Below are 19,373 nucleotides of genomic sequence, written 5' to 3'. Positions count from 1 at the left end.
TGAGTGTTGAGTAGCGCCGGAAAAGAATCGGCGCTGATCTTCAGCGCGTATTCCGCAGAGATACTGAAATCAATCATACGTAGAATATTTAATCAGGCCGATCACTTATAAGGATAGTTTCCTGACCGTTGTGGTCAAATGTCACCTGCGATGTCCGCCGTTGCAGCGGTCCGTGGCCAGAGACTCTTTGCAGCCAGCACTGCACCTGCCGCCAGCAACCCCAGCATGACCGAAGCCGTCGTCATCCCAGCCCATGCGCCCAACCACCCCGCAAGCGGATAGGTGATGAGCCAGCAGCCATGGGACAGGGCGAAATGCGCGGCAAAGAGCGCGGGACGTTCCGACGCCTCGGCCGAGCGGCGCAGCAGTCGGCCGGTCGGCGTGAGGATTGCCGAATAGAGAAAACCGCTTGCCACCATCCAGATTATGTAAAGGCCCCAAGTCTCGGGCCCGAAGGCAGGAGCGAGGGCAAGGACAATGGCCCCGAAGATCAGCGCCACCGAAAGCCCGCCCGCGCCGGCCAGCATGACCGGCCGGTCGGGCAGGTGGTCCAGCACGCGCGGCAGCAGGATCGCGGCCAGTGCCGATCCGGCCCCGAACACCGCCATCGCGACGGCGACGTCGGCCTCGCCGCGCCCGAACAGGTCCCCCACGATCACGGCGGTATTGACGATCATCATCGCGCCGCCCGCCGCTGCCGCAAGCGTGAGCGCCAGAAGCCCGCGCAGGCGTGGCGTGGCAAGATATGTCTCTATCCCGGTGAAGATCCGCCGCTGGGTGCTGGCCTCGGCCCGTTTGGCAGGGCGCGGCGGGTTCGCCCACCAGACGAGCGCGGCGGAGCCGAGAAAGCCGAGCGCGGTACCGAAGAAAAGCGTGTTGCTCGAGACGAGCATCAGAAGCACTGCAGCCAGCGCCGGGCTTGCGATGTTTTCGACATCCTGCGCGAGCCGCGACAGCGACAGAGCACGGGTATAGGTCCTTTCGTCGGGCAGGATGTCGGGAATGGTGGCCTGAAAGGTCGGCGTGAACGCCGCAGAGGCTGACTGCAGCACGAAGATGAGGGCGTAGATCTGCCAGATCTCGGTGACAAAGGGCAGGATAAGCGCAACGCCCGCCCGGACGAGATCGAGCGCTACCAGTAATTCGCGCCTCGGCAGGCCGCCGAGAACCGCGTTTGCCACAGGTGCCAGCGTGACATAGGCGACCATCTTCAGGGTCAGCGCGAAACCAAGCACCAGCCCGCCCTGCGCCCCGGCCAGATCATAGGCCAGAAGCGCCAGCGCGATGGTTAACAGGCCGGTGCCAAGAAGCGCGGTGACCTGCGCCGCGAAGAGCCGGGCGAAGCCCCTGTGGGCGAGGGGAGTAAAGAAATCCATATCGGGTCAGGCCCGGCGCAGGGCGGCGGTCAGTACACCCATGCCGATCAGCGCCGTACCGCCCCCCCGGTTCAGCCACAGCCGCGTTTCCGGCCGCCTGATCCGTGCCCGCATCCGGTCGGCCAGCAAGGCGTAGGCCAGCGCGTTCAGCGCCGCGAGCGTCACGAAAGTCGCGATGAGGATCGCGAATTGCGGGGCGAGAGCCGCTTCGGGGCGCAGGAACTGCGGCACGAAGGCGATGAAGAAGGCGATGGATTTGGGATTGAGCGCGGTGACGGCGGCGGCATGGCCAAAGACCCCGCGCGCAGGCAGATCCGCCTCGGTGTCGATGCCAAGCCCTCCGGTCGGGCGGGTGCGCCAAAGCTTGATGCCAAGCCAGACCAGATAGGCGGCACCGACCCATTTCAGCACCGTGAAGAGTGTGGCTGAGGCCAGGACGAGCGCGCCGAGCCCGGCGAGCGACGCAGTCATCGCGACGAAATCGCCCAGTGCCACGCCTGCGACAGTGGCCAGCGCCACTCGGCGCCCCTGTGTCAGCGCATAGGTCAGGACCAGCATGATGGTTGGTCCGGGAATGATCAGCAGAACCGACGACGCCGCCACGAAGGTCAGCCACAATTCGATCGACATGCGCATTCTCCCGCCTAGCAGTCTGTGACTGCACCGAGCCATGCCACCGCCAGACTGTCAATTGCCGTCTGACCCTTTCCGGTCCATTGGTCGCACGTCCCCGCCCGAGGTCGCCACTTGACCGCGCCCCGGCGGCCCATCAGCATGGCCGCGCCGCAAAGGAGCCCGACGTGACCGCCATCCCCGCCACAATAGACGCCGTTGAAACCATGCTTGCAGGGCAGGACTATATCGCCGCCCGTCCGCTCGCCACCGTGGTTTTCCTGGCGCTGAAACTCGGTCGACCGCTCTTTCTGGAAGGGGAGGCCGGGGTCGGCAAGACCGAGATTGCCAAGGCGATCGCCAAGGGACTCGGGCGGCGTTTGATCAGGCTGCAATGCTACGAAGGCCTCGACGCGGCCTCGGCGGTCTGCGACTGGAATTTTGCGGCCCAGATGATCGCGATCCGGACCGCGGAAGCCGGAGGGACTGCCGACCGCGACGCCCTTCGGACCGAGCTTTTTACCGAGGACTATCTCATCGAACGCCCGCTTCTGGCGGCGATGCGGCCCCAGCCCGGTGGCGCGCCGGTCTTGCTCATCGACGAACTGGACCGCACCGACGAACCCTTCGAGGCTTTCCTTTTGGAGGCGCTTTCGGATTTTCAGGTCACGGTGCCTGAACTTGGCACGATCAAGGCCCCTGAGCCGCCCATCGTCATCCTCACCTCGAACCGCACACGCGAGGTGCATGATGCGCTGAAGCGCCGCTGCCTCTATCACTGGGTCGATTATCCGACATTCGGACGCGAGATGGAGATCGTCCATGCCCGCGCGCCCGAGGCGACCGAAACACTCAGCCGTGAAGTGGTGGCCTTCGTGCAGAAACTGCGCGGTGAGGATCTGTTCAAGAAACCCGGGGTGGCCGAAACGATTGACTGGGCAAAATGCCTGCTTGCGCTCGATGTGATCGCTCTCAGCCCCGAAGTCATCGCCGATACGCTGGGCGCGATCCTAAAGTACCAAGACGACATCCAGAAGATCGCCGGATCACCTGCCAAGAAGCTGCTGGATGAGGTCCGCGCCGAGCTTACCCCGGCACAGTGATGTGTTTCTCGTTCCACTTTCTGTCTGAAAATACTCCGGGGGTGCGGGGGCAGCGCCCCCGCGTGCCGACATATGGCTGAGGTCTTGCCACTCGATATCCCCGAAGACGGCAAGCTTGCCGCCAATATCACCCATTTCGCCCGCGCGCTCCGCAAGGCGGGGCTGAAGGTCGGTCCCGGTCGCGTGATCGACGCGATCCGTGCGGTCGAGGCGGCTGGATTTACCGACCGACAGGATTTCTACTGGGTTCTTCACGCCTCCTTCGTATCCCGCCCCGAAGATCGCGCGGTCTTTGCTCAGGTCTTCCGGCTCTACTGGCGCGATCCGCGTTATCTGGAACACATGATAAGCCTGATGCTGCCCGCGATCCACGGCGTGCAGGAGGAGCGGCTTGCCAGACCGGCCGAGAAACGCGCGGCAGAGGCACTGCTGGATGGCGCCCACCGTGATCTGCCCGAAGTTTCGCGAGAAGATGACGGCGAGACAGAGATCGAGATTGACGCCACCGCCACCACGTCGGCCGAGGAACGTCTGAAAACGCTCGATTTCGAACAGATGTCGGTGGCCGAGATCGCCGAGGCGAAACGCATGATCGCGCGGCTTTCGCTGCCGGTGAAACCGCTCGTCTCGCGCCGCACGAGGCCTGCCATGCTCGGGGCGCTGGCCGACTGGCGACGGACCATGCGCGCGGCGATCCGCCGTGGTGGCGAGTTCCGTGACCTGTCGATGAAGGCCAGGCGCGAACGCTGGCCCAATCTGGTGGTCCTGTGCGACATCTCCGGCTCCATGTCGAACTACAGCCGCATGGTGCTGCATTTCCTTCATGTCGTGGCAAACCGGAAGGGCGCGGGATGGGCGAAGGTGCATGCCTTCACCTTCGGCACGCGGTTGACGAACATCACCCGGCATCTGGCCAAGCGCGATGTTGATGCAGCCCTCGCCGCCGCCGGGGCCGAGGCGCAGGATTGGCAAGGCGGCACAAGGATCGGCGCCTGCCTGCATGAATTCAACCGCGACTGGTCGCGCCGGGTGATGGGGCAGGGGGCAGTTGTGCTCTTGATCTCGGACGGGCTCGACCGTGACCCCGCCGCCGATCTTGCGCGGGAAATGGAAAGGCTCCACCTGTCCGCGCGCCGCCTGATCTGGGTCAATCCCTTGCTGCGTTGGGATGGTTTCGTTCCGAAGGCGCGGGGTATTGCGGCCATGCTGCCGCATGTCGATAGTTTCCGTGCCGGGCATTCGGTCGCCTCGCTGGAGGCGCTGGGCGCGGTAATCGCAGCGTCCCGCGACGGCGGAGAAAAACAACGTCTGATGCGACTTATCGGCGGATAGACGCCTGTTCACGTTTCATTGCCGGAGCGTGAAGGGAACTCGGACCCGCCTTCGTGCATTAATCCACGACACATAGATGTAACCAGTGGGAGATTGGCCAATGCGCCGCACCTGGAACACGACCACCGCGCTGATTACCAGCGTTTCGCTTGCCCTGCCGCTGCCGGTCAGGGCGCAGGAATCATCCTTGCCGCAGTTCATGTGCGCCGATGGCAGCGATGTCCCCTGTATGACCGGTGTGCCGGAACTGCCCTCGTCGGATATGATCTGTGAGGACGGGGCGGAACTGCCCTGTGCTGGCGGCGTCTTTGCCGTGCCGCGGGAGGCGATGATCTGTGCCGACGGCGCGCAACTGCCCTGCGCTGAGGGCGTGGCAGCGGGCGTGAAGCCGGACATGGTTGAGGTTCTGGCGACCATGCGGGCCGGGGCAGAGGCCGAGAGGGCCGCCCTGGCGGAAGCAGCGATCGTGCCTGAATCGGAACCGGCTGAGGCCGCAGACGCCGAACCCGCTGCGACCGAAGAGACCGCGCCGGAAGAAGTGGTCGAAGAGGTCGCCCCCGCGGACGAGGTTGCTCCTGCCGAAGAAACCCCGACCGAGCAGGTCGTGACGGAAACCGCACCGGCCGAAGCGAACACCGATTCTGCTACCGACGAAGCTGCGCTCGCCGAGGCACTGGCCGCCGAAACCGGTGCTGCGGAGCAAACGGCGGTCGAGGATACGGCCCCCGGCGCTGAAGGCGTGGCAAGCGAGTCAACGACGGATGATGCGTCCCTCGCTGAAGCGCTGGCGGCCCAATCCGGCGACGCCACCGGGGAACCGGCCGCAGAGACGGGCGCCACCGACGAGACGGCAGTCGAGGAGGCCCCCGCCGAGCAGCCAACACCGGAAGAGACCGCCGTTGCCGAGCAGACGGTAGAGACCTCGGCCGAACCCGAAGTTGTACCGGACCTGCCGGTTCAGCCCGACGCAGCCTCGGGCGAGGCGCCCGTCGCCGCCGCGACCGAGATCACTGAGGAAGCTGAGGCCGAGGCCACCGTGACCGAGGAAGTGGTGACGGAGGAAACCGCACGCTCCTCGGACGAAGATTTCGCCAACAAGGTCAACGAGACCGCCGCAGCACCTGCGACGGTGGCGAAGAAGGATGACGACGGCCTTTCCAAAGGCGAGAAGGCGATCCTGCTTGGTCTTGGCGCGGTTGCGGTCGGTGCGCTTCTGTCGAACAACCGCAAGGTAGAACTGAACTCCGGCGACCGGGTTGTGGTGACGCGCGAGGACGGGTCGTATCAGATCATCAAGGATGACAACGCGCTTCTGCGTCAGCCGGGATCGACCGTTCGCACGGAGACCTTCAACGACGGCTCCACCCGGACGACGGTGACGCGGGCGGACGGCTCGAAGATCGTGACGATCCGCGATGCGGAATACCGCGTGCTGCGGCGGGCCCATGTGGCCGTCGATGGGACCGAGACGCTCCTGATCGACGACACCGCCATGGTTGCGCCGGTTGTGGTTTCCGAACTGCCTCCGCCTGCCGTGCAGCCCGTCTTTACCTCCGACGCCGACGAGGATGCCCTGCGCGCAGCTCTTGAGCAGCAGGCGGTTCTCGACCGGCGTTTCTCGCTCGCGCAGGTGCGCGACATCGCCGAGGTCCGGGCGCTGGTGCCCGTGATCGATCTTGACGCGATCACGTTTGAGACGGGCTCGGCGGCGATCAGGCCCGATCAGGCGAAGTCGCTCGCGCGTCTCGGGCGGCTGATCCAGTCCTATGTTGCTGATGATCCGAGCGAAGTCTTCCTGATCGAAGGCCATACCGATGCCGTTGGCTCGGCAGCCTACAACCTCGCTTTGTCTGACCGGCGCGCGGAATCGGTGGCGCTGGCGTTGACGGAATATTTCGCGGTGCCGCCGGAAAACATGGTCGTGCAGGGTTACGGCGAAGGGTTCCTGAAGATCGACACGCAGGATGCCGAACGCGCCAATCGGCGGGCGAGCGTGCGGCGGATCACCGACCTTCTGCGGCAGGCCGAGAACTGATCCCTGAGCAATGCGCAAGCTTCGGGTCGCGTGGGATGTCCCGCGCGGCCCATTTTCATCGGGAAGTCTGAAACGGAGGTCCCGATGAAACTGAAATACGAGCCGATGGACAGCGACCTGGTCCATGCCCTGCGTACGGGCGGACCCGACGCAAACGGTCAGCCCGCCGAACGAGGTGCGATCTCGGAAGGGCACGGTACGCCCTGCCGGCACTGCCTGAACCATGTGCCCGCGGGTGCCGAATACCTCATCCTCGCACATCGACCCTTTCCCGAATTACAGGCCTATGCCGAATGCGGTCCGATCTTTCTGTGTGAAGAGGACTGTAGGGCGTTTGAAGGCGAAGGTGTTCCCGCGATCCTTTCCGGCAGCCCGGATTTTCTTCTGAAAGGCTATTCGGCGGAACACCGGATCGTCTACGGGACCGGGAAGGTCGTACCGAATGGAGAGATCGAGGCTTATGCGGCCGAGATTCTGTCCAGTCCGAGTATAGCCTTTGTCGATGTCAGGTCGGCGCGCAACAATTGCTTCCAGCTCCGCATCCGGCGCGCGGCGTGACCTGATTGAGGCCCCGTCCCGGGGCCATTTCCCTGCCTCGCCCCCTTTCTTGCGAAAGGGGGCTCAGGTGCCTCGTGCGGGAGTATTTGTACCAAGAAGAAGACGGGATGTTGAGTTTTGCCACTGGCGGGGCGTCGGGCGCGGGGCCATATTGAGGCCGGGAGGAAAGGCTATGGATCGCGCCGAACACGACAGAATTCCCGAAATCGCGCTCGACTGGCATCGCGCCGGGCAGGGGGCGGTTTTGGCCACGGTAATCGAGACCTGGGGTTCGGCACCACGCCCGGTCGGATCGCAACTCGCCGTCTCCGGCGCGGGCGAGATGATGGGCTCGGTCTCGGGCGGCTGTGTCGAGGGCGCGGTGGTGGAAGAAGCCGGGGCGGCTTTGGCCGATGGCAAATCTAGGGTTCTGACTTTCGGTGTCAGCGACGATGACGCCTTCGCGGTGGGCCTCGCCTGCGGTGGTCAGATACGGGTTCTGGTGGAACCCGTCGGTTCCGTCCTGCCCGAAGAGATGCTGTCCGATATCGTTATGGCACGGGCCGGGCGGCTGCCGGTTGCCTATGTCGTTCATTTGGACGGCTCAGCGCGGCGGCTGGAGCCGCGCGAGGGGGGCTTTGCCGAAAGATTCCGGTCGGACAAGTCGGGTGTCGAGGGCGACGAGTTCGTCCATATCCACAACCCGCCCTTACGCATGATCGTGGTTGGTGCGGTCCATATCGCTCAGGCGCTTTTGCCGATGGCGCGCGCCTGCGGTTATGATCCCGTCCTGATCGACCCGCGCGAGGCGTTTGGGTCCGATGCGCGGTTTCCGGGCGAAGTGATCAGCCATGACTGGCCGGACGAGGCGATGGCGGCGGTCGGGCTCGACCAGCGGACTGCGGTCGTGACGCTGACCCATGACCCAAAACTCGACGATCCGGCGATCGTGGCGGCCCTGCGGTCCGACGTCTTCTATCTCGGCTGCCTCGGATCCACCCGGACCCATGCCAAGCGTGTGGCGCGGCTGGAGGAGGCGGGGTTCTCCGCCACCGAGATCGCCCGTATCCATGCGCCTGTCGGCGCTGATATCGGGGCGAAATCGCCCGCCGAAATCGCGGTCTCGATCATGGCGGAGATTACCCAGGTGCTGAGGCGGGGGGCATGAGGTTCGGGCCGGTTGCCCTAAACGCGGCCGAGGGTGCAGTGCTGGCCCATTCGCTGATGGTCGGCGGGCGCAAGCTGGGCAAGGGACGTGTGCTGACGGCGGCCGATTTGGCGGTCATTGCCGCCGAAGGAATTACCGAGGTTACCGTTGCGCGGCTCGACCCGGATGATGTCGGTGAAGATGCGGCTGCGGTGCGGCTGGCTGCCGCACTGGTGCCCGATCCGGATGCAGCCGGGCTGCGTCTTACGGTGCCCCATGCCGGGCGGGTCAATCTGCATGCGGTGGGTCCGGGGATCGTCGACATGGATGTGGACGCGATCCATGCGCTGAACCGTGTCGACCCCACGCTGACACTGGCTGTGCTTGCGCCCTTTACCCGGGTCACCGAGCGGATGTTGGTCGGCACGGTGAAGGTCATTGCCTATGCCGTGGCCGGTACGGCGCTGGAGGCGGCCTGCCGGGTCGCATCAGGGGCGGTGCGGGTGCTGCCGGTTATGCGGCGCTCGGCGGGGCTGATCCTGACGGAGTCTGCCGGCGATAAGCTGGCCGAGAAGGGACGCGAGGCGGTCGCTGGGCGGCTCAGGGCGCTCGGGATGGATTTGGCTGAGGTGGTGGTGGCGCGTCATGCGGTTGCCGATGTCGCCGAAGCGCTCGGGCGGCTGTCGGGAGAGATGGCTCTGATCTTGACCGGGGCCGCGACTTCTGACCTCCATGACGTCGCCCCCGAGGCGGTGCGGCGCGCGGGGGGCAGCGTGGCGCGGTTCGGGATGCCGGTCGATCCAGGGAACCTCCTCTTTCACGGCACGCTGAACGGTCGGCCGGTGATCGGCCTGCCGGGCTGCGCCCGCTCGCCCGCGCTCAACGGGGCCGATTGGGTGCTTGAACGGCTCGCCTGCGGGCTGGAGGTGACGGATGACGACATCGCGGCGATGGGGGTCGGGGGGCTTTTGAAGGAAATCCCGATCCGGCCCCAGCCGCGAGAGGTGCGGCGCGGCCGGGATGCCTCCAGCGGGAGTATTCAGGGCAAGACGAAGGGGCGGGTCAGAGCAGGCCCTGTGCAAGGATCATGATCGAGCCCATTGCAAGGATGTAGCCGCCGTCGATGAGTGCAGCGGCGACTGATTTCTGGCTGAAGAGCCCGCCCGCGAGTTGCAGTATGGCCACCACCAGAAGGACCGCGATGGCAGTGCCGAGTGCGTGGGTCTGGGCCGTAGTTCCGATCACCAGTGCAAGCAGGAACGTGCCCGCGAATTGCAGCGTCATCGCGGCGAGGGGCGGCCGGTCGGGTGGGATGATGCCGTGGGTGCCCCGTGCCCAGGCCTTACCGAATACCGGGCCAAACCAAAGCATGCCGAGGCCGAAGGCCAATATCGTGCCGACGATCACGGCGGGCCAGTTGAGCGGTTCCATCTGCCACCTCCCTTCAGGCGTATTGATCGTGACGGCGCACCCACTGCATCGTCCAGTCGAGGTCACCTTCGTCCCGGCCCTTTGGTGTCAGATCCAGAAGGTGATAGGCGCCGTTGAAGGCTTCCAGCCCGCGGCCATAAGTCGAGTAGCTGTGGAGGATCGAACCGTCCTCCATGCGCTCAAACACGCTGAGGCCGGGGGCTTCGGCCCCGCCGAACCCGCCTTTGCGGTAGTTGTAGACATTGCTTTTGGTTTCAAGCGCCTGTGGCGTAAAGCTGACGTTAAAATCGGCGTTGAAGTCACTTCCTGCCGCCGAAACCCAGCGAAAGCGCCAGCCCATCCGGGTGCGATAGACGGCAAGCCTGTCATAGGAGGCGGTCGAAACGCAGCAAGGGCCGTGTTGCGGGCGGCGAGATGAGCGTCGATACCGTCGAAGTTATCGGCCCAGAAGGAACAACTCGGACAGCCCTGTTCCCAATCCGCGCCGAACATGAAGTGGTAGATCAACAGCTGCGAATGCGGGCCGAAGAGGTCGGAGAGCGTGACAAGGCCGTCCTCGCCGGAGAAGCGGTAAGTCTTGTCTATTCTAACTTTCGGCAAGGCGCGGCGGCGGGCGGCAAGTGCATCGCCCGCGCGCATATGGGCCTTTTCGGCGTCCAGAAGGTCCAGACGGGCGTTCAGCCAAGTGTTGCGGTCGGTGATCATTATCGCGTCCTCAGGTGAATTCCGCGGCGAGCGCGACAAGAATCTCGCCCCAGCCCTTTTCGTGATTGTTTTTCATCTCTTCCGAGAGGAATTTCACATGGGTCAATGTCACCCTCGTACCGCCCGCCTCGGGTTCGAAGGTCACGGTTACGGTCGATCCGTCGGTGGAAAAGGGCGATTCCCAGGTGAACACGATCCGCTCATGTGGGGTCAGGTCCAGGTAGGTCCCGGCATGAGGGATCTGTTTGTCGCCCGCCTGCATGAGGATATCGAAACGACCGCCGACGCGGGGGTCGTTGGTCGCCTTCGGGATTGTCACATCGGCCTCGGGGCGCATGAAGCGCGACAGCATCGCGGGGTCAAGCCACGCGTCGTAGATGCGTTTTGCATCCGCCTTGATAAGGCGTGAAACGGTAAGGCGGAGGTCGGTGGCAGCATCAGTCATTGTCGTTCTCCTCGGTTAGCAGCGATTCAAGGGCATCGAGCCGCATCTCCCAGATCGACCGAAGGTCGCGGAACCAGCGGTCGATTTCGACCAGGGGTTCCATGCGAACCTCAATGATGTGTTCGCGCCAGGCGGTGCGGCGGCTGACGAGTCCGGCGGCTTCCAGTACTTTGATGTGCTTTGAGACGGCATTGAGGCTCTTCTCGAAGCGGGCCGCGATTTCGGTGACGCGGGTCGGGCCGTCCTGCGCGAGCAGCGTCAGGATAGACCGCCGCGTCGGATCGCTCGCGGCTTTCAGGATATCGGTCAAAGGTGTCGATTCTCGTTCAACCATATGGATGAATAAGGTTGATCGATGCTATCAGTCAACCAAAAAGTAGAATGACGTAATCACAAAAAATCATTTGAAATGCGGTGTTCTCAGAATCCGAAAGCCGTGCTTAAGTGGCGAAAAGCAAGAATTCAGGGAGGACTTGATGACGAAGGTCACGATGACCGTGAACGGGAAAGCCGTGTCCGGTGAGGTTGAGGGGCGGACGCTGTTGTCGTCCTTCTTGCGCGAGGGGCTGGGGCTGACCGGAACGCATGTGGGCTGTGACACGAGCCAGTGCGGCGCCTGTGTGGTGCATGTCGACGGCAAAGCGGTGAAATCCTGCACCATGTTCGCGGCGGATGCGTCCGGGTCAGCTGTGCGCACGATTGAGGGGATGGCAAACGCCGATGGCTCGCTCGGGACCATCCAGCAGGCGTTTCAGGATCATCACGGGCTGCAATGCGGTTTCTGCACACCGGGCATGGTGATGTCGGCGGCGGCCCTTCTGGCCGAGAACCCGAAGCCCTCCGAGGCCGACGTGCGGCATTACCTTGAGGGCAATATCTGCCGCTGCACCGGGTATCACAACATCGTCAAGGCGGTCCTCGCCGCGTCCGGTCAGGACGTGTCGAAGATCGCGGCCGAGTAAGGGAGGGGATAACATGCCGAAAGATCACGGGATTGGCGCCAGTTCCAAGCGCCGCGAAGATATCCGCTTCCTCACCGGGAAAGGGGTCTATACCGACGACCTGAACCTGCATGGACAGGCCCATGCGGTTTTTGTCCGCTCCGAGGTGGCGCATGGCCGCATCGTGAAGATTGACACGTCCGCTGCGGCAGGGATGCCGGGCGTCCTTGCCGTCTTTACCGGCGAGGATTTCAAGGATGTCGGCGGCAATCCGGCGGGCTGGCTGATCAACTCGCGCAACGGCGAGCCGATGCGCGAACCGAAGCGCCCGGTCCTGGCCCATGGCAAGGTGCGCCATGTCGGTGACGCCTATGCCGCCGTGGTGGCTGAGACCTACGCCCAGGCGAAGGATGCGGCTGAACAGCTGGCCGGCGATACCGAGATCGAGGAATTGCCCGCGATCATCGACATGGGCGCGGCGCTCGCCGATGCATCGAACCGCGTCCATGACGAGATCCCCGACAACCAGTGCTACGACTGGGGCTGGATCGAGGACAACCGCGCAGCGGTGGATGAGGCGATCAAAAACGCGCCGCATGTCACGACGCTGGAACTGGTGAACAACCGGCTGGTGCCGAACGCGATGGAACCGCGCGCGTCGATTGGCGAGTATTTCCCCGGCACCGGCGACTACAAGCTGACCACGACGAGCCAGAACCCGCACCTGACGCGTCTTCTGGTGGCGGCTTTCGTGCTGGGTATCCCGGAGAACAAGCTGACCGTGGTTGCGCCCGATGTGGGTGGCGGCTTCGGATCGAAGATCTACCATTACGGTGAGGAAGCGCTCGTGCTGGCGGCGGCGAAAAAGCTCGCCCGGCCGGTGCGCTGGACGGCGGAACGGTCGGAAAGCTTCCTGTCGGACGCCCATGGCCGCGACCATGTGACGAAGATCGAACTGGCCTGCGAAAAGGACGGCACCTTCATCGCCTTCAGGACCGAGACGATGGCCAATGTCGGGGCGTATCTGTCGAACTTCGCGACCGTGACGCCGACCTTCCTGCATGGCACACTTATGGCAGGGCCCTACAAGGTGCCCAATGTCTATGTGAACGTGAAGACGGTCTTCACCAATACCGCACCGGTCGATGCCTATCGCGGTGCCGGACGGCCCGAGGCGACCTTCTCGCTGGAGCGGGTTGTCGACAAGATGTGCCGCGAACTGGGGCTTGATCCGTTCGAGGTGCGGCGCAAGAACCTGTTGACCAAGGACATGTTCCCCTACACGACGCCCGTGGGCCTTGCCTACGACACGGGCGACTATCATGCCACGCTCGACAAGGCGATGCAGATGGCGGACGTGGCGGGGTTCGAGGCGCGCCGTGCGGCCTCTGCCGCCAAGGGCAAGCTGCGCGGCATGGGGCTGTCGACCTGGATCGAGGCCTGCGGCATCGCGCCGTCGCATCTCGTCGGTGTGCTCGGCTCTCGTGTCGGGCTTTACGACGCAGCAACCGTGCGGGTGAACGCGACCGGCAATATCAGTGTGATGACCGGCGCGCACAGCCATGGTCAGGGGCATGAAACCGTCTTCGCTCAGATCGTGGCCGAGAAACTGGGTATCCCGGAAAGTTCGGTTGAAATCGTTCATGGCGACACATCGAAGATCCCGTTTGGCATGGGTTCCTATGGCTCACGATCTCTCGCGGTCTGCGGCTCGGCCATGAACCGGGCGGTCGACAAGATCATCGCAAAGGGCAAGAAGATCGCCGCCCATATGCTGGAAGCCGCCGAGGAGGACATCACCTTCGAAAACGGCAGCTTCAGCGTGGCGGGGACCGACAAGGCCAAAACCTTCGGCGAGATCGCGTTTTCGGCCTATGTGCCGCACAACTACCCGCTGGAGACGCTGGAACCGGGGCTGGAGGAAACCGCCTTTTACGATCCTGCCAACTTCACCTATCCGGCAGGCGCCTATATCTGCGAGGTGGAGGTCGATCCCGACACCGGCAAGGTCGAGGTCGCGGCTTTCCACTGCGCCGACGATTTCGGCAATGTCATGAACCCGATGATCGTCGAGGGCCAGGTCCATGGCGGCGTCGGGCAGGGGATCGGTCAGGCTTTGTGCGAAAACACATCCTATGACGGCAATGGCCAGCTACTGAGCGGGTCCTACATGGACTACGCCATGCCGCGCGCCGATGATGTGCCGTTCTACAATGTGGACCATTCCTGCCAGACGCCCTGTACCCACAACCCGCTCGGCGTGAAAGGCTGTGGCGAGGCGGGGGCCATCGGGTCGCCGCCTGCGGTCGTCAATGCCGTGATCGACGCGCTTCAGCGCGGCGGGCACAAGGTGGATCATATCGACATGCCAGTCAGCCCCTCGCGGGTCTGGGCGGCGATGCAGGGCTGAGGGAGAAAACCATGTACGCATTCGAATTCGAAAAGCCCACGACCATCGCCGACGCCGTCAAGGCGCTTGGCCGTGAGGACGCGCAGGCGCTGGGTGGCGGGCAGACCCTGATCCCCTCGCTGAAGCAGCGGCTCGCGGCGCCGTCGGTGCTGGTAAGCCTCTCCGGGATCAAGGAGATGCAGGGCGTCTGCACCGGAGATGACGGGTCGCTCTGCATCGGCGGGGCAACGACCCATGCAACCGTGGCGAAGGAGGCGGCGGCGAAATACCCGGCGCTGGCTGCGCTTGCGGGTGGGATCGGCGATCCGGCGGTCAGGAACAAGGGCACGATCGGCGGATCACTCGCCAATAACGACCCTTCGGCCTGCTATCCGGCGGCGGTCCTCGCCTCGGGCGCAACGATCGTGACCAATGCCCGGAAGATCGCGGCGGATGATTTCTTCGAAGGGCTTTTCGCCACCGCGTTGGAACCGGGTGAGATCATCACCGAGGTTCGCTTCCCGGTGCCCGAAAAGGCGAACTACCAGAAGTTCGACCAGCCTGCCTCGCGCTTCGCCCTGACCGGTGTTTTCGTCGCGAAATATGCGGGCGGCGCCCGGGTTGCCGTCACCGGCGCGTCAGAGGAAGGTGTTTTCCGCTGGAGCGAGGCTGAAGCCGCCCTGTCGGGCAACTTCTCAGCCGACGCGGTGAAGGGGCTGAGCCTGAGCGCCGACGGCATGATCGGCGATCTGCATGGAACGCCTGCCTATCGCGCACATCTGGCGAAGGTACTGACGACGCGGGCGGTCGCGGCCTCCTGAGGCTGCCTTTCGCCGAGCCGCATATGACCAAAGGAAGGCCGGGGGCGATCCCCGGCCTTTTGTCTATGCCGAATGAGAGGCAAAAACCGCGCTCAATCGGTCCGCTTCACCTTCGGTTCCGAAGGGCGTGTTCAGGATGAACATGCCCGACCCGACCATGCCGTGTCCCTCCCGGGCAGGCGGAAAGCGCACCTCGTGCCGCAAAGCCTTGGGATAGGAAGCGCGCTCCAGTTCGGCCAGCATCGCCACATGCGCGCCGCTCGTCAGAATCGGATACCAGAGCGCGATCACGCCGACGTTCCACTTGGCATGAACCTTGGCGATCAGCGCGGGCAGGGCGGTGTACTCGGCCTTCACCTCATAACTCGGGTCGATCAGCATCAGCCCCCGGCGTGGCTCAGGCGGGGTCACGGCCAGCGCCATCTGCGCCCCGTCCTCCTGCCGGATATGCGCGCCAAACGGCTCCATCACCTCGCGCAGCACTGTGACTTCGCGGGGGTGAAGCTCTGCCAGATGCATCCGGTCGCCATCGCGCAGGGAAAACGCCGCCACGAGGGGGGAGCCGGGATATGCCGTTGGCCCGTGATGCGCCGAGACGCCTGACAGGACACGGGAATAAGGATGGTCTTCCGCAAACTGTCCGGCCAGCTTCACGATCCCTGCGAGGGCTTCGCCGGTCTTCGCCGCCTCCGGCGCTGCAAGATCATAGAGGCCGCGTCCGGCATGGGTCTCGATATAAGACAGGGGTTTTGTCTTGCGGGTCAGGTAGTCCAGCATCACCGCCAACAGCGCATGTTTGTGCACGTCGGCCAGATTACCCGCGTGATAGATGTGCTGATAGGATAGCATCCGGCCCCTCGCGTCAGATTACCGCTCGGGCGTATCCCATTCCGCCGGCGGCACGTTCCTGCGCCTTAGCCTGAGAGCGAGGCCGACCGCAACGCCTACCCCGATCGCGACGGTCAGATCGGCGACGAGCGTGAGGACCAATGTAAGGATCAGCAAGATTCGATCGGATTTGCGCGCGCGCGCATAGTGCCCCCACTTTTGCGGCTCACTCATGTTCCAGGCCGTGAGGATCAGCAATGCGGCCAGCGCCGGCATTGCGAGGTATCCGGCAAGCGGGGCGGCAGCGAGCACGAAGATCAGGATGGTCAGCGCGTGGATGATCCCGGCCACCGGTGTCCGCCCACCTGCCCGGATATTAGTGGCCGTGCGCGCGATGGCCCCGGTCGCCGGTAGTCCGCCCATGAATGCCGACCCGATATTGGCGAGGCCTTGCGCCAACACCTCGGCATTTGGTCGGTGGCGCGTATCCGTCATGCGGTCGGCCACCATGGCGGACAGAAGGGATTCGACGCCTGCGAGAAAGGCGATGACGAAGGCGGAAGGTAGCAGCGTGGTCAGGCGGTCAAGCGTGATTTCTGGAAGTGCCGGCAGGGGCAGGGATTGCGGCAGCGCCCCGAAATGGTCATTGATCGTGTCGATGGGCAGATCAAAGATGACAACGGCAGCCGATGTAAGTGCCACGGCGACAATCAGGCCCGGCGCCTTTGGTGCGGCTCGCCGGAATACGACGATCAGGACCATCGTCAGTAGCCCAAGGCCAAGCGCAAGGAGGCTGAGACTGTCCCGGGCCTGCCAGAGAACGGGGAGTTTTTCGAGAAAGTCGGCAGGTACCGAACCGGTCTGAAGCCCGAGAAGATCCTTCATCTGGCTCGTCGCAATGATCGCGGCAATGCCGATCGTGAAGCCGTTGACGACAGCTTCCGGGATGAACGCGATCAGGTTGCCTAGCCGCAGGGCTGCCGCGATCAGGAGCAGGGCACCGGCCATCAGGGTCGCGATCAGCAGCCCGTCATAGCCATGTTCCGCGATCACCGCATAGACGACGACGATGAACGCGCCGGTTGGTCCGCCGATCTGCACCCGGCTGCCGCCGAAAGCCGAGATCAGGAAACCGCCGATGATCGCGGTCACCAGCCCCTGCGCCGGGGTGGCGCCCGACGCGATTGCGATGGCGATGCTCAGGGGCAGGGCCACCATGGCCACGGTTATTCCAGCGGTAAGATCGGCGAGAAAGAGCGACCGGTTATATCCCCGGAGTGTAACAATGAGTTCCGGGTGCATCGACGCGTCCCTGACTGCCTCGTTCTGCGGCGATCCTAGGACCGGACCAGCACGATTGCGAGTGACGCACGTGCAACGGTGACGAATAATCCGTTTGCGATATCCACAAACGAAAACGCCCCCGCATGTGCGAGGGCGCATAATCGGTGCATGACTCCAGACTAGCGCGGGCCGATCATCATCACCATCTGACGGCCTTCAAGCTTCGGCATATTCTCGATCTTGCCGATTTCCTCGACATCCGCCGCCACGCGTTTCAGAAGCTCAAGGCCCAGTTCCTGGTGCGCCATCTCGCGGCCGCGGAAGCGCAGGGTGACCTTCACCTTGTCGCCACCTTCGAGGAACTTTACGACCGAGCGCATCTTGACGTCATAGTCATGCGTATCCGTCCCGGGCCGGAATTTGATTTCCTTGATCTCGATGATCTTCTGCTTCTTGCGGGCCTCGGCTTCTTTCTTCTGCTGTTCATATTTGAACTTGCCGAAGTCCATGATCTTGCAGACCGGCGGCACCGCGTTCGGTGAAATCTCCACGAGGTCAAGTCCGGCTTCCTCGGCCATCTGCATGGCGCGGGAGGGCGTGACGACGCCGACATTTTCCCCCTCGGCGCCGATCAGGCGAATCTCAGGGGCACGGATGCGGTCATTGACGCGAGGTCCCGTATCGCGTTGCGGCGGGGCGTTGTGCGGTCTGCGGGCTATGGTGGCGCTCCTTCTGTCGTGGCCATTGCAAGTGGCGGGCAAACTAGTCGTCCCAAGAGGCTGATTCAAGCCGGATTCGGGCGCTTTGCATCGAACCGCTTTTATCCGGTGATTGTTTCTGCCATAGCGACGCAGCAACTGAGGCGATCCTGTATCTTGAGGGATGACAAAATGAACCGGAATATTCTGATTGCTGCTGTCGTGCTGGTCCTGGCCGGCGGCGGGTACTGGTACTACTCCAACGGCCAGCAGAAAGCGGCTGAAGAGGCGGCGATGGCCCAAAAGGCGGCAGACGAGGCCGCAGCGGCTGCCAAGGCTGCCGAGGAAGAGGCTGCCGCCAAGGCCGCTGAAGAAGCCAAGGCCGCCGAGGAAGCTGCCGCCGCTGCTGCCGCGGAAGCTGCCGCCGCCGCTGAGGCTGCCGCTGCCGAAGCCGCTGCTGCCGCCGCAGGCGCAGCCGATGCCGTGGGCGCGGCGGTGGAATCGGCTACGGAAGCTGCCGGTGAGGCCGTTGACGCTGCCGCCGAAACCGCGACCGAAGCTGCGGGCGCCGTCGCCGATATCTTCGATCCAGCGAATTTCGACGCCGATTCCGTCAATGCCGCGATCGACGGCTCCTCGCTGGACGATGCAACCAAAGCCACGCTCAAAGCTACTGTCGATGCCGCGAAAGACAGCCCGGAACTTCTGGGTGCCGCGCTGGATCAGGTCAAGGCTGCGCTCGGCCTCTGATCGAAAACCCACGTAATACGTAAGCCGCGCGGATCATATCCGCGCGGCTTTTTCCGTCGTGCAGCTTGGCTGTCAGATCCCGTCGCCGACGAAGGCTTTTTCGACCACATACTCCTGCGGTTCGGAATTCGCGCCCTCGCGCAGGCCGAACCCTTCCAAGACCGCCTTTACATCGACGTTGAAGGCCAGCGATCCGCAGACCATGGCGCGGTCATGGTCCTTGTCCATCGGCGGCAGGCCGAGGTCTTCGAACACCTTGCCCGAAGTCAGGTTGTCGGTGATGCGGCCCATATTCGGGCTCTCTTCCCGTGTCGTCGTCGGGTAGTAGAGCAGTTTGCCGGCCACCATCTCGCCGATCAGCGGATCGTCCTGAAGGCTCTCGACCAGTTCCCGGCCATAATCCAGTTCCGCCTGTTCGCGGCAGGTGTGCATCATGATGACCTGATCGAACTTCTCATAGGTCTCCGGGTCGCGCATGAGCGAGGCGAAGGGCGCGATGCCGGTGCCGGTGGCGAGGAACCAAACCCGTTTGCCGGGCAGCAGCGCGTCATGGACGAGCGTGCCCACCGGTTTCGGACGCAGGATGATCTCGTCCCCGGGCCGGATATGCTGGAGTTTCGATGTCAAGGGGCCGTCAGGAACCTTGATCGAATAGAACTCCAGTTCCTCATCCCAGGACGGCGAGGCGATGGAATAAGCGCGCAGAAGCGGTTTGCCGTTATCACCGAGCAATCCGATCATCACGAACTCGCCCGAGCGGAAGCGCAGAGACTGCGGCCGGGTCACGCGGAAGGAAAACAGCCGATCGGTCCAGTGCTGGACCTGTGTCACGGTCTGGGCATCAGGCAGGGTTCGGACGGGCTTGGCGGTGGCTTCGTTCACAGTGTTCAAATCGTTCATGTTCCTCATGGGCGCGCGTTGCCCGCCCATCCTTCTATT

At 63.8% G+C, this 19,373-nt stretch carries 19 protein-coding genes and 1 pseudogene; 10 read left to right on the top strand and 10 right to left on the bottom strand.

Annotated elements, in window-relative coordinates:
• Positions 1-134: 134 nt before the first annotated feature.
• Together QKW60_RS00975 and QKW60_RS00970 are read right to left on the bottom strand one after the other, a co-directional pair.
• The gene (locus tag QKW60_RS00975) at positions 135-1,376 is read right to left on the bottom strand and encodes an MFS transporter (protein WP_282365756.1); all 1,242 of its coding nucleotides are present in this window, start codon (positions 1,374-1,376) and stop codon (positions 135-137) included.
• A 6-nt stretch (positions 1,377-1,382) separates the two neighbouring features.
• Entirely contained in the window at positions 1,383-2,006 is a 624-nt protein-coding gene (locus tag QKW60_RS00970; protein WP_282365754.1) for a LysE family translocator, read from the bottom strand.
• A gap of 209 nt (positions 2,007-2,215) precedes the next feature.
• Here QKW60_RS00970 and QKW60_RS00965 point away from each other — a divergent pair, with 209 nt between their 5' ends.
• From QKW60_RS00965 to QKW60_RS00940, 6 genes are all read left to right on the top strand, one after another.
• Positions 2,216-3,091, top strand: coding sequence for an AAA family ATPase (locus tag QKW60_RS00965; protein ID WP_282366841.1), 876 nt, complete (start codon positions 2,216-2,218; stop codon positions 3,089-3,091).
• Between the two features lie 72 nt (positions 3,092-3,163).
• The gene (locus QKW60_RS00960; protein WP_282365751.1) at positions 3,164-4,423 is read left to right on the top strand and encodes a vWA domain-containing protein; all 1,260 of its coding nucleotides are present in this window, start codon (positions 3,164-3,166) and stop codon (positions 4,421-4,423) included.
• A 100-nt stretch (positions 4,424-4,523) separates the two neighbouring features.
• Positions 4,524-6,458 carry an OmpA family protein gene (locus QKW60_RS00955; protein WP_282365749.1) on the top strand — a complete coding sequence of 645 codons (1,935 nt, stop codon included), beginning with the start codon at positions 4,524-4,526 and terminating at the stop codon, positions 6,456-6,458.
• Between the two features lie 84 nt (positions 6,459-6,542).
• Positions 6,543-7,016: a DUF1203 domain-containing protein gene (locus tag QKW60_RS00950; RefSeq protein WP_282365748.1), complete on the top strand. Its 474-nt coding sequence runs from the start codon at positions 6,543-6,545 to the stop codon at positions 7,014-7,016.
• 172 nt (positions 7,017-7,188) lie between these two features.
• A complete protein-coding gene (locus QKW60_RS00945; RefSeq protein WP_282365747.1) occupies positions 7,189-8,163 on the top strand; it encodes an XdhC family protein in 975 nt (324 codons plus the stop codon).
• Positions 8,160-9,233, top strand: coding sequence for a molybdopterin-binding protein (locus tag QKW60_RS00940; RefSeq protein ID WP_282365746.1), 1,074 nt, complete (start codon positions 8,160-8,162; stop codon positions 9,231-9,233). Before QKW60_RS00945 ends, QKW60_RS00940 begins: the two co-directional genes overlap by 4 nt.
• On the opposite strand, the gene QKW60_RS00935 is transcribed toward QKW60_RS00940, so the two are convergent.
• From QKW60_RS00935 to QKW60_RS00920, 4 genes and pseudogenes are all read right to left on the bottom strand, one after another.
• A complete protein-coding gene (locus QKW60_RS00935) occupies positions 9,205-9,573 on the bottom strand; it encodes a DUF1761 domain-containing protein (RefSeq protein WP_282365745.1) in 369 nt (122 codons plus the stop codon). The genes QKW60_RS00940 and QKW60_RS00935 overlap by 29 nt on opposite strands.
• A gap of 13 nt (positions 9,574-9,586) precedes the next feature.
• Positions 9,587-10,278 (bottom strand): annotated as a pseudogene (locus QKW60_RS00930) (DUF899 domain-containing protein).
• 10 nt (positions 10,279-10,288) lie between these two features.
• The gene (locus QKW60_RS00925; RefSeq protein WP_282365744.1) at positions 10,289-10,723 is read right to left on the bottom strand and encodes an SRPBCC family protein; all 435 of its coding nucleotides are present in this window, start codon (positions 10,721-10,723) and stop codon (positions 10,289-10,291) included.
• A complete protein-coding gene (locus QKW60_RS00920) occupies positions 10,716-11,033 on the bottom strand; it encodes an ArsR/SmtB family transcription factor (RefSeq protein ID WP_282365743.1) in 318 nt (105 codons plus the stop codon). Before QKW60_RS00920 ends, QKW60_RS00925 begins: the two co-directional genes overlap by 8 nt.
• A gap of 166 nt (positions 11,034-11,199) precedes the next feature.
• Here QKW60_RS00920 and QKW60_RS00915 point away from each other — a divergent pair, with 166 nt between their 5' ends.
• The 3 genes from QKW60_RS00915 to QKW60_RS00905 are packed head-to-tail and all read left to right on the top strand — an operon-like array spanning position 11,200 to position 14,874.
• Entirely contained in the window at positions 11,200-11,685 is a 486-nt protein-coding gene (locus QKW60_RS00915; RefSeq protein ID WP_282365742.1) for a (2Fe-2S)-binding protein, read from the top strand.
• A gap of 13 nt (positions 11,686-11,698) precedes the next feature.
• On the top strand, positions 11,699-14,074 hold the full coding sequence (locus QKW60_RS00910) for a xanthine dehydrogenase family protein molybdopterin-binding subunit (protein ID WP_282365741.1): 2,376 nt from the start codon (positions 11,699-11,701) through the stop codon (positions 14,072-14,074).
• Between the two features lie 11 nt (positions 14,075-14,085).
• The gene (locus QKW60_RS00905; protein ID WP_282365739.1) at positions 14,086-14,874 is read left to right on the top strand and encodes an FAD binding domain-containing protein; all 789 of its coding nucleotides are present in this window, start codon (positions 14,086-14,088) and stop codon (positions 14,872-14,874) included.
• Positions 14,875-14,937: 63 nt separating this feature from the next.
• Here the strand turns inward: QKW60_RS00905 and rlmJ are convergent, their stop codons facing one another.
• The 3 genes from rlmJ to infC all read right to left on the bottom strand — a co-directional run bounded on the left by rlmJ (position 14,938) and on the right by infC (position 17,747).
• A complete protein-coding gene (gene rlmJ, locus QKW60_RS00900) occupies positions 14,938-15,723 on the bottom strand; it encodes a 23S rRNA (adenine(2030)-N(6))-methyltransferase RlmJ (protein ID WP_282365737.1) in 786 nt (261 codons plus the stop codon).
• A gap of 18 nt (positions 15,724-15,741) precedes the next feature.
• Positions 15,742-17,004, bottom strand: a complete 1,263-nt coding sequence (locus QKW60_RS00895) for a SulP family inorganic anion transporter (RefSeq protein WP_282365735.1) — start codon at positions 17,002-17,004, stop codon at positions 15,742-15,744.
• 161 nt (positions 17,005-17,165) lie between these two features.
• Complete coding sequence (infC, locus tag QKW60_RS00890) at positions 17,166-17,747, bottom strand: translation initiation factor IF-3 (RefSeq protein WP_282365733.1); 582 nt, start codon at positions 17,745-17,747, stop codon at positions 17,166-17,168.
• Between the two features lie 129 nt (positions 17,748-17,876).
• Here infC and QKW60_RS00885 point away from each other — a divergent pair, with 129 nt between their 5' ends.
• Complete coding sequence (locus tag QKW60_RS00885) at positions 17,877-18,434, top strand: hypothetical protein (RefSeq protein WP_282365731.1); 558 nt, start codon at positions 17,877-17,879, stop codon at positions 18,432-18,434.
• Positions 18,435-18,506: 72 nt separating this feature from the next.
• Here QKW60_RS00885 and QKW60_RS00880 read toward each other — a convergent pair whose 3' ends face one another.
• Positions 18,507-19,334, bottom strand: a complete 828-nt coding sequence (locus QKW60_RS00880; protein WP_282365729.1) for a ferredoxin--NADP reductase — start codon at positions 19,332-19,334, stop codon at positions 18,507-18,509.
• Positions 19,335-19,373 lie beyond the last annotated feature (39 nt).

The sequence above is a fragment of the Albidovulum aestuarii genome, assembly GCF_029961185.1.
GTDB classification, from domain to species: domain Bacteria; phylum Pseudomonadota; class Alphaproteobacteria; order Rhodobacterales; family Rhodobacteraceae; genus Albidovulum; species Albidovulum aestuarii.
Note: the sequence above shows the minus strand (reverse complement) of the source record. Positions and strands in the feature narration are given on the sequence as shown.